This window comes from Epilithonimonas tenax DSM 16811 (genome assembly GCF_000428485.1).
Lineage (GTDB): Bacteria > Bacteroidota > Bacteroidia > Flavobacteriales > Weeksellaceae > Epilithonimonas > Epilithonimonas tenax.
Genome location: NZ_AUAA01000017.1, coordinates 66,332 through 77,366, shown reverse-complemented (window position 1 = coordinate 77,366; position 11,035 = coordinate 66,332). Strand labels below are relative to the sequence as shown.

Sequence of the window (11,035 nt, the reverse complement as noted above, 5' to 3'; positions counted from 1 at the left end):
ATGATTGGGTTATCAGCTAATTCTATCTCAAATAATCCCTTTCCGTTTACGTAATTGCTTGCGGATGAATAAAGATAATCCTGCGCTTTTTCTACAATTCCGGCTCTTATAGGATTTAGATGAATATAATTAAGTTTATCCCAAAGGAAATGCAAAGTATAAATTTCTTCGGCATGATTGCCATATTGCCAAAACTGGTAATTCTTATTTCTGGTATGCGTTTCGGTTGCTTTTGCAAATCGTTCCAACATCCACTCTCGTCTGCTTTCAGGATTTTGTTTTATGGCATCTAAAATACTCTTTGCTGTGAATTTTTTAAAATCTCTAATCAAATCTGAAAGTTTACCCTCTTTCGATTGCAAAATAATATGAATATGATTACTCATAATCACAAAACCATACACCAGCATTCCTTTATTTTCAATACAATACCGAAAGCAATCGATCACTAGATCCCGATAGATTTTCCGTGAAAAAACGTCGATCCAATCTACAACAGTGCAGGTAACGAAATGTATTTTTTCCTGATCTCTAATAACGTAACCTTCTTTCATCTTAATGCTTTTACCAAATATATAAATTTATTCAGACATCAGTTTTATATCGCTCGAGGTGACAAGATTTGTTATGTTGATTGCTCAAAGTCAGGAGACTTTGCGCAGCGGGGCTCCTTCCAAAGTTTTTATTTTGTCAAATATTGGTGTAATTTCATATTTGTTGCCTGGTTGCGATATTTCTACGTGAAATTCTAAGTTCTTTTCGTCCATTTTTTGACAGTGTATTAAATTAATGCAAAATATAAAGCACAAGATATTGTGTACTAAGTGTTTTGTTATGCGTTTTATATTATCCATTTTGTAGGTGTCTTTTTTCAATGCCGATGAAAAAACTATTTATAGCTTTCTTTGTAATTGCCGCTCCATTGATAAATTCTGATGCTGTCTGTTTCTAAAGGTTTATTATTGAGAAATATTTGAATAGAATTATTGTCTGGTGCAATTTTTACCTGCATATCAATTTTATTGCCTGCTTGTTTGAAAGCTTCATTGGTTTTTTCCCAATTAAAAAAAGCACGGGCGTTGAGTTGCCCCTGCTTTTCTTTGCCTGTTTCCCAAAAGAAAACCATTTCACTTGGTATTGCTCTTTCCTTATAAGGCATATTGAGAACCCATGGTCTTAAGGCTCCTTCTTTTTCTCCATTATAAGTATAATTCAACACTTCAAACAAACGAAATTTAGGATTAGTAGAACTTACCACTGGTCTCCAGTGATAACGTTGTCTGTAGTTATCCCATTCTTTCGGGGATGCATCTGGTACAAAATATTCTTTTTGAGATTCATCATATCGCTCAGGGCTTATGCGATAAGTATTTAAATATTTCTCTTTGGCTTTGGCTATTTCTGCTTTATCCGTTATCACTTTGGCTTGATAACGATCTAGTTCTATACGGGTATTGCCAAAGTTTAACCAAACCACCACCATCCCCTTTGGGGCAAAACCAAAAACTAAGGTAGAAAAGCTATTATAAGAATTTTTGTTTCCTTTCGAAGCATTGTAACCTCTTCCAAGATTTTTATACTCTTTGGTTTCGCCTCCTAAATCATCCCAAATAGAATACGCTCTTTCCATATAATCTTTGATGGTATCTACAGGAAAATCTACATCCAAATGGTAATAGGAGTCTTCATATCGAGAATAATAGGTAATATCTGCGCCAATAGGAGTACCATGTTGCTCTGTCCAAGATGAACCAGAATCTCCCCATCTTCCTGAAGAACTTCCATAAGGTAAGCCTGCAGGAGTTCCTTCCAAAGTTTTTATTTTATCATAAACAGGTATGATTTCATATTTGTTTCCTGGTTGCGATATTTCTACGTGAAATTCTAAGTTTTCATCCATTTTTTGACATTGAATTAAATTAATGCAAAGTATAAAGCACAAGGTATTGTTTACTATGTCTCTTATGATGCGTTTTGTATTATCCATTTTGTATATTTCTTTTGCGTTGTTTACCATTGGTCACCTCTCCAATTTTAGGACCCAACCCAAATTTGGTAACGCTTGCCGACCAATGCAGGTATTTATTTCTTAATGTTTTCAAATGATCCATATCAATAGATGTACGTCTTCAAACGAACTTGGACATTTTAGTTTAAATCCTTAAGGAGGATTTTCGGTTTATAAACTTACTAATTTTTGTTGATTATACATTTGTCTTCTTTTTCGGATGGATTCCGCTTTTGTTTGCTTTCTTTTTTCCAAAATCTGTTCTGATCTTCCGAAGTACACATCTGCCGGAGTGAGGTTATTTATCGACTCGTGATAGCGCTTGTTATTGTAGTTATCTACAAACTTCTCCAGTGCTTGGATAAGTTCCTCGGGGTGATAAAAATGATTGAGTTTCACTACGTTTTTCATCGTTCTGTGATAACGTTCAATCTTGCCCTGGGTCTGCGGATGCATTGGTTTTCCGTGAACTTGTTTCATCTTTAATTCCTCTTTCAGATAGCTTTTCAACTCATTGGAGACGTAGCAGGAACCATTGTCCTAGAGCAGCTTCGGTTTGACTTTGGTCTTTAATTTTGCTTTTTTAATGGCTGTGTTCACCGTTCGTTTCACATCTTCGGCTTTCATTGAGGCGCATAGCTCCCAGTGAATGATGTAGCGGCTGTAATCGTCCAAAATCGTGCTCAGATAGTACCATCCCCAGCCAATGATCTTGAAATAAGTAAAATCTGTCTGCCACATTTGATGCACAAATTCCGTTTTGTCTTTGAACTCATTTGCTGCCGAAAGAAGAAAATGATTCGGTGCCGGGATTAAGTCTCTTTGCTTCAAAATCCGGTAAACACTGGATTCTGAAATAAAAACACCTTGCTCATCGGTCATTTTGTAGGCCAGTTCCCTTGCAGACAATTCGGTGTGTTCCAAAGCGATTTCTACCACCAAATCTTTCTGTCTTTCAGGAATGCTGTTCCATTGCCTATTGTTTGTCCTTTTCGTAGTTTCCAAGCCATCATAGCCGTATTCGAGGTAGCTTTTATACCATTTGTAAAAACTACTTCTGGCGATTCCAAAACTTTCCAAGGTTCGCTTCACACCGATTTCACTCCTGGTTACCGTTTGAATGATCTCATATTTTTCAGCTGCGGATAATCTCATATATTTTCTGTATTTATCGATTAATCCAGCCTGTCTAAACTTTTTTTTACAATGTCATAGCGAACAACCAGATCAGCCACGATCTCTTTCAAACGTGCGTTTTCCTTCTTCAGATCTGATACTTCATCACTCGTAGCCTCGCGAGCGACATCTCCATTTAAGCGCTTCTTTCCTGCTTCCATAAACTCCTTGTTCCAGGCATAAAACTGCGACTGTGCAATGTTATGGTTCCTGCAAAGTTCGGCTACAGAGGTCTCCGCTCGAAGACCTTCCATCACGATTAAAATCTTTTGCTCTGCGGTGAATATTCTGCGGGTGTTTTGCCGAATATCTTTTACTAATTTCTCGGTCGGTTTCTTTTTCGGTGTTGTCATAATTAAAATTACTCTTTTTATGAAAACACCCTACGATGGCGCGAGCTTCTAGCTCGTGCCTTTAGTAAACAAAGTAAGCACGAGCAAGATGCTCGCGCTTACTTATCATTAAATTTTGTAGTTTTACTATCAACACAAAATGATGAGCAGAAAATATAAATTTCAGGAAAAAGATGGTGCCTATTTCAAAGCTTTGCAACCGTATTTTGGATAGATGTATTTACCCGATTAGAATATTTTAACATCATCATCAACTCTTTAGATTACTGTAGAAAAAATAAAGGTATGATCATTTTTGGTTATTGTATTATGCCAAGTCATATCCATCTAATATTTCGTTCCGGTAATGGCAAACCCTCAGAATTAATCAGAGATTTTAAAGGATTTACTTCAAGAAATTTACTAAGAGCCATTCAGGAAAATAATCAGGAAAGTAGAAAAGAATGGATGCTTTGGATGTTCAAAAAAGCAGGAGACAAAAATTCTAATGTTAAAGAATATCAATTTTGGCAACAGCACAGTCAACCTATAGAAATCTGGTCTTTAAAAGTATTTGAACAAAAGTTAAACTATATCCATCAAAATCCTGTTGAAAGTGGCTTTGTAATCGAACCCTGCGAATGGAAATATAGTAGTGCAAGAAATTACTGTGATGATTTTGATGAAGTTTTAAAGATTGATGTTAACTCATAACCGTTGGACACGAGCGAGACGCTCGCGCCAGCTTCAATGCAGAACTTTTTTCGCTAGCGCGAGTTTCTAGATCGTGCTCATAAACCAAAAAAACCTGCTCAAAAGCAGGTTTCATATTTTAAAATTTAAAGATCTTAATGCCCAGACTTAGCATCCGCATCCTGTTTCACGTGCCCCAGATATTTGGTGCAATACGCCCCGAAGATCAGGATAAACAGGTAACAGAACACAGGAATCACAAAGGAATGCTGCACGCCAAACTGATCCGCCAGGAAGCCCTGGAAAATCGGAACGATCGCGCCGCCTAAGATCGCCATAACAACCAAAGAAGAACCTTGGCTCGTGTATTTTCCTAAGCCGGAGATCGCCAACGTATAGATGTTTGAGAACATAATCGAGTTGAAAATCCCAATTCCTAAGATGCTGTACATTGCCATTTCGCCGTGGTTCAGCATTGCTGAGATCAATAACAGAACGTTGATTCCCGCAAAAATGGAAAGTGTTCTCGCCGGCGCAGATTTGCCGATGAAGAACGCCACGAAATTCAGTGCAATAAATACAAGGAAGAAACTGATCTGTGCAAATGTCAGATCCACAATACTGAAAATCACCAGGAAAACAGCAATTGCTGCACCCAACATATAGATGGCTTTTTTGCCCTGGCTGATGGAATGATTCAGAGAGATTGCGCCTAAGAAACGTCCGATCATCGCACCGCCCCAATACAGGGCTAAGTAATTTTTACTCACAGACTCGGAAAGGTTCATCACTTGTGGCTGCTCCAGAAAACTGATGATGAAACTTCCAACCGCCACTTCCCCGCCAACATAGCAGAACATCGCGAAAACGCCAAACTTCAGGTGGTTGTACTTCAATGCGCCGTAACCTTTGACGATCTCTTCACCTTTCACCTGAAAGTCAGGAAGCTTCACTCTTGAGATTAATAAAGCGACTAACAATAGGATTCCGGCAAAAATCAGATAAGGAATTTTAGTGGCTGCTGCGGAGAAAGATCCATCCGGTGCAGAGAATAATTCGAAGATCAAATGGCCACCCAAAACCGGAGCAATGGTGGTCCCGAATGCATTGAAAGCCTGCGTCATATTCAGTCGGCTGGATGCAGAATCTTCTGGACCCAACAACGACACGTAAGCGTTGGCGGTGATTTGAAGAACCGTAAAACCCATTCCTAAAATAAACAAAGCGCCTAAGAATAAGGGATACGAAGACAAACTGGCCGCAGGATAAAACAAGACGCAACCAAAAGCTGCTAGGAAAATTCCGAAGAGGATTCCTTTCTTATAGCCTACTTTATCAATCGGGTCGCCTTGCGAGCTGGAAATTAAAAAGTAAATTAATGAGCCTATAAAATAAGCGCCAAAGAAACAGAACTGCACCAACATCGATTGGAAAAAACTGAGTTGAAAAAGCTGTTTCAGGTAAGGGATGAGGATGTCATTCATACACGTGATGAATCCCCACATAAAGAACAAAAGGGTAATTGTGATCAATGGAACAGTGTAATTCCTTTTGGATCCAACTTCATTACTTATCATATTTTTTAATTTAAAAAGAGGCTAAAGATAATCTCTTTTATTGATAATATCTTAATTTGAGACAATAAATTTATCCTGACTAATCATATTTTTTATTGCGATGAAGGAGCAAGATATTTTAATTTAAAGCCGCTGTTTTTAAGAAAGTCGTACAATATTGTATTTCGAATATAAGTGAAACAACTTAGTTTATCTTTAAACTATTATTATTTTTTAAAAAAAAATCGTCATCCTTTGCGAAGAAAGCATTACCTATACAGATTTACAGCTTTTTAAGAGCTGATTCACCGCTTCTTTTTTAATTAGTTTCTGTTGTTACGAAATCTTAAAATAGGTTCTAAAGTCTTCTGTTTTTAAAATCACAGGTGACATTGTATTACTTTTTTGCTCTTTCTTAAAATTTTATTTTGGTCATTTTTTTATTAATATTTTTTGTAACATTGACCACAAATTGAATCATGGACTCGAAAGAATTAATTGCACAAACATCAAATGAAGCAAAAGAAATTTACATTCCTCACATGTCTGCAGATCCCGTTATCTTTTGTTTTGAAAAAAATGTACTGAAAGTTCTTCTCGTGAAGATGAACTACAGACAACTTTGGCTTTTGCCCGGAGGTTACATTAAAAAGGATGAAGATCTGGATGATGCAGTTCTGAGAATCCTGAAAGACAGAGCCGGTGTGAATGCCGTTTCTTACCTAGAACAATTTGCTGTCTTTGGCAAGAGGAACAGAAGCGAAGCTTATTTCGAAGATTTTGATAACGACTCGTTTCACAAACAAAGATTCGTTAGCATTGGTTACTATGCATTGTATAATCCTTCCAAGATCAATCTGGCTGCAGATCGGTTCAGTGAAAGTTGTGAGTGGATTGATCTTAGCCAGCTTCCTGAGATAGAAATGGCTATGGATCACAAAGAAATTATAGAAAAAGCGCTTCTTACATTACGTGAAAAAATAGCTCTCAAGCCAATTGGCATCAATCTCTTGCCGGAAAAATTCACGCTTTCTGAGATCCAAAAGTTATACGAAGCCATTCTAGGAAAAGCACTGAACAGGGGAAATTTTTACCGAAAAATAAAAAATCTTGGCATTCTGATAAAGTTAGACGAACAGCGAAAAGGTGGCGCCCATAAAGCACCACACCTTTATTCTTTTGATGAAGAAGTTTATAACAAAGCTTTAGATAACGGGCTCATAAGCTGGTAATTACATTAATATATTATGCATTTAACAAAAAGAAAAACTCGCTCCCCGTCCCGAAATCACTTTTTACACAAATCTCGCCGCCCTGCGCTTCTATAAACTCTTTACTGATACTGAGTCCCAAGCCTGTTCCTTCTTTTTTTGAACCAGGAATACGGAAATAGCGGTCAAAAACCTTCGTGAGAAACCGCGGATCTATCCCTTGTCCGGAATCGGTAACAGAAAATCTGATTCTTTGATTGTCTTTGCAGACATTGATTTTAATATCAGAATTTTCGTGCGAATATCGTACGGCGTTGGACAGCAGATTGTTTAGTACCCAGGCTGTTTTCTCGCTATCTGCCAAAACAGTTTCGATCTCAGGATCCAGATGGATCAGGAAGTTTATATGTTTCTGCTCTGCAGCAGACTTGTTGGCATTCAGGGCATAATCCACGATCTTGGCAACATTAGACGGCTGCAAATTCAATTGTATCAAACCACTTTCTACCTGCGTGATATTGAGCAATTCGCCAGTAATTTTAAGCAGTCTGTCGGAGTCTTCCCTTATGCCTTTGACCAGATTTTTCTGCTCCTCATTCAGCGCCCCTATCCTGTTGTTTTCCAAAAGTTGCAAGCCCATCTGTATGGACGAAATAGGCGTTTTGAACTCGTGCGAAACGGTTCCCAGAAAATTGGTTTTAGCCAGATCCAGCTCTTTGAAAGGCGTAATATTGCGTAACATGATCACTTGCCCTATGAACTGGCTTTCTTTTTCACCCGTTGGAACCACGTTGATGTCTACGATTTCTTTTTCAAAATAACTTTCTTTCCCGTCTGCATAGATCTTCATCGTTCCTGTAGCATTGTTGGTACTTCCTTCAATAATTTCCTTGATGATATTGCGTACCAGATCGTTTGTCACAGCCACATCCTGAATCAGTTTGCCGACGAAGTTTTCTTTTTTCAGCCCGGTAATTTTCAAAGCTTCATCATTGACGAAAAGGACTTTCTTATCTTCATCAATACCGATGACCGGATCATGCATGTTATCAATCAGGCTTTCTATGCGGCGTTTTCCGCGGATGATCTTATCCAGTTTACTTTCAGAATATTCCTGAAGTTTCTCCGCCATTGTGTTGAACGAGCGTGCCAATTGTCCAAACTCACTGTTGCTTTCAAAATGAACCCTTTCTTTGTAATTCTGGTTGGCGATCTGCTTTATACTATCCGTTAGGATCTGTATTGGATTGGCAATATTGGATGGCAGATTCACCATCAGGATGAATGCGATGATAAAACACATCATTCCTGCAGCGGAGATTATCGCAATTGCGTTCTTCGCCGTCGCATCAGCAATACTGCTTTTGTGTTCTATGGCAACCATATTCAGCTGCATGAGTTCGGCAATATCTTTTCTGATAGAGGATTGGAGCGCTAGATTTCCGTTTTGCTTTTTTAATATTTTAAAATGAAGCGCAATATTATCGGTAGCTTCCTTTTCACCAGGCTCGGTCACATTTTTTTTCTGCTTTTCCAGATGTTTTTCAAAGACATTGTAAGCCAGTGGATCAGAACTAATCTCTTCCAATGCGAGCAGCATATTTCTAGAATACTGCAAGGTGTTGTAGTTGGCGACCAAGATATTATTGGTGTCTTTTTTAAGCTGATTGATGTACCATCCACTGATAACGGACAGCACGATTATCATTAGAAAAAGCAGGCCTACACCAGCGTTTAATTTAGTTTTAATTTTCATTGTTGATTTCAACTTAAAATGACCAAGTCAATATTTTCCTGTGACAATTTGTTTAAAAGCGAATTGAAAGTGTCTGTTGCTACGATGACCTTCCAAAGGTTGAGATGCGGTTTTCCGATACAGACGGTGGTGATTTTCCGGTCTTCGCATTGTTCTATGATTGCCCTTGTAACGTTGGTATTTTCTACCTTGATGATCTCCGCTCCCAATTCTGTGGCTAATTTAAAATTATTAATCAAATGCCGCTGCTTGTCGAGTGCTATTTTATCTGCACTTTCTCTCGGGACCTGAACATAAAGCAGATACCATTTGCTATTATAATAATTGGCTAACCTAGCGGCCTTCCTGATGACATTTTTTGCTGTTTTTTCGTTGGAACTGATGCAAGCCAGAAATTTTTCTTTCCTGATATTTTTAATATTTGAAACTTCGGTTTCCACTTTCCTTTGCACTTGGGAAGCCACTTCCTTCAAAGCCAGTTCCCGAAGCTGCAGGATATGATCATTTTTAAAAAAATGACTGAGCGCGGTCTTGATCTTCGCTGCATCGTAGATCTTGCCCGCTTTGAGTCTATCGATCAATTCTTCTGCTGTCAAATCGATGTTGACGACCTCATCTGCCTGAGCGAGAACGCTGTCTGGGATTCTTTCCTTGACTTCTATACTGGTGATGTTTTTGACATCGTCATTCAGGCTTTCGATATGTTGGATGTTGACTGCGCTAATGACATTGATGCCAGCATCCAGGATTTCCATCACGTCTTGCCATCGTTTTTCGTTTTTGCTGCCTTCGATATTGGTGTGCGCCAGTTCATCTACGATCACGACTTCCGGACGAAGGTTGATCACAGCCTGAACGTCCAGTTCTTCCAGCTCTTTGCCTTTGTAAAACAATTTTCTTCTGGGAATCATAGGCAAACCGTCCAACAACGCGTGGGTTTCTTTACGGTTGTGGGTTTCTATGTAGCCTATCTTCACATCAATCCCGCTTGCCAGCAACGAATGTGCTTCCTGGAGCATACGGTATGTTTTCCCAACACCAGCGCTCATCCCAATGTAGATCTTGAATTTTCCACGTCTTGATTTTTTGATCAAATTAAGAAAATCCTGAGCCGATTTTTTTTCATCCATAACAGATTTATCTATGTCAAATTGAGGTAAATCCCTTGTTAATATTTCAACAAGGGATTTGGTCATATGGGAACTATTAAAAACTTACAGCCAGTGATGTCACCGCCATCAAATTATTTTTATTCAACTGATTATCCCGATTGAGGAAAATACCGTCTTTGCTGTGGAGATTTTTGACTTCTGTCCGCCAGACCAGATTGGGGAGGATCCAATAGTCGGTATTCACAGAATAGCCAAAAGTCTTGAATCCATTTTCTGTTCCAGTGGCAATAATGATCCCTTTTTCATCACTATAATACTCACCTCTTGCTGTAAAACTCAACCTGTCTGTGGCTGCATATTTTGCGATGATCACAGGAGAAAACCAGACATTGTACTGCTCACTACCTTTCATCTTCTGCTCTGCTCCGATATCGAAACCTGTGGTCAAAGCCCACTTCTTACCCACTTGGAAAACACCGTACAAATTATGAAAATAACGCATCTGTCTGATGCTGTCTGGTTTATCATTTCCGATGAAAGAACTGCTGTTCAAAGTGATTTTATCGCTTGGTTTATACGTCAGCTGATGCCCAAAGGCAATGGTAGAATTCCCATCCACACGTTGAATCCTTTGCCAGCCATTCAGGACCAAACCACTCAGAAGCCATTGGCCGCTAGTGCTGGTGTAGGATATTTTGGCACCAGTCTCAAAATAGGGCGAATTTTCTGCCATTAGACTTCTTGTCAAAGTCCAGCAATCTTTGCTAATGGCACTTTCCAAACCGATATGTGATGGCATAATACCGGCGTCGATCCAGAGATTTTGGGTCTTTGAAATCTTCACACCCACATTGGCTTCATAGACGTTTTTCAACACGCCCAGTTCTGCAGTGTAATTGGCATTCATATAAGTTCCGGCGGCCAAGGCCAGATTGGCGCGCAATCTTTCAGTTTCATAATTGGCTTTTACGAATCCTAGATTGAGATTAACCTCATTATTCCGATTGTGGCTGTAGATGAAGCTTGGGCGCGCGTTGTTTTTAGGATTGTTAAAATCGTATTGGTAATAGACCTCAGCGTAAGCGCTTATTTTTAAAGGTTTCACATCCTCTTCCTGTGCAAGAAGAAGCGATGATATCCCTAACATAGACAATGTCAATAGTTTTATTTTTTTCATTCTGTTGATTTCTA

General features: G+C 38.8%; 7 protein-coding genes and 2 pseudogenes. 2 read left to right on the top strand and 7 right to left on the bottom strand.

Annotation, left to right across the window (positions count from 1 at the left end; translation table 11 throughout):
* The 3 genes and pseudogenes from F564_RS0110210 to F564_RS19095 form a co-directional block, all read right to left on the bottom strand.
* The coding region (locus F564_RS0110210; RefSeq protein WP_028122558.1) for an REP-associated tyrosine transposase at nt 1-554 on the bottom strand (554 nt) is incomplete at its 3' end.
* A 335-nt stretch (nt 555-889) separates the two neighbouring features.
* Nucleotides 890-1,987, bottom strand: a complete 1,098-nt coding sequence (locus tag F564_RS0110200) for a DUF2931 family protein (protein WP_076605668.1) — start codon at nt 1,985-1,987, stop codon at nt 890-892.
* Between the two features lie 192 nt (nt 1,988-2,179).
* A pseudogene (locus F564_RS19095) lies at nt 2,180-3,537 on the bottom strand (IS3 family transposase).
* A 142-nt stretch (nt 3,538-3,679) separates the two neighbouring features.
* Between F564_RS19095 and F564_RS19090 the strand changes: the two are divergent.
* Nucleotides 3,680-4,230 (top strand): annotated as a pseudogene (locus F564_RS19090) (REP-associated tyrosine transposase).
* A 134-nt stretch (nt 4,231-4,364) separates the two neighbouring features.
* Here the strand turns inward: F564_RS19090 and F564_RS0110180 are convergent.
* The gene (locus F564_RS0110180) at nt 4,365-5,786 is read right to left on the bottom strand and encodes a sugar MFS transporter (protein ID WP_028122555.1); all 1,422 of its coding nucleotides are present in this window, start codon (nt 5,784-5,786) and stop codon (nt 4,365-4,367) included.
* A 458-nt stretch (nt 5,787-6,244) separates the two neighbouring features.
* Between F564_RS0110180 and F564_RS0110175 the strand changes: the two genes are divergently transcribed.
* Nucleotides 6,245-6,997, top strand: a complete 753-nt coding sequence (locus F564_RS0110175; RefSeq protein WP_028122554.1) for an NUDIX hydrolase — start codon at nt 6,245-6,247, stop codon at nt 6,995-6,997.
* 13 nt (nt 6,998-7,010) lie between these two features.
* Here F564_RS0110175 and F564_RS0110170 read toward each other — a convergent pair whose 3' ends face one another.
* The 3 genes from F564_RS0110170 to F564_RS0110160 all read right to left on the bottom strand — a co-directional run bounded on the left by F564_RS0110170 (nt 7,011) and on the right by F564_RS0110160 (nt 11,021).
* On the bottom strand, nt 7,011-8,732 hold the full coding sequence (locus tag F564_RS0110170; protein ID WP_028122553.1) for an ATP-binding protein: 1,722 nt from the start codon (nt 8,730-8,732) through the stop codon (nt 7,011-7,013).
* 8 nt (nt 8,733-8,740) lie between these two features.
* Nucleotides 8,741-9,862: a histidine kinase gene (locus tag F564_RS0110165; RefSeq protein ID WP_028122552.1), complete on the bottom strand. Its 1,122-nt coding sequence runs from the start codon at nt 9,860-9,862 to the stop codon at nt 8,741-8,743.
* Nucleotides 9,863-9,938: 76 nt separating this feature from the next.
* Complete coding sequence (locus F564_RS0110160; protein ID WP_028122551.1) at nt 9,939-11,021, bottom strand: porin; 1,083 nt, start codon at nt 11,019-11,021, stop codon at nt 9,939-9,941.
* Nucleotides 11,022-11,035: the final 14 nt, after the last annotated feature.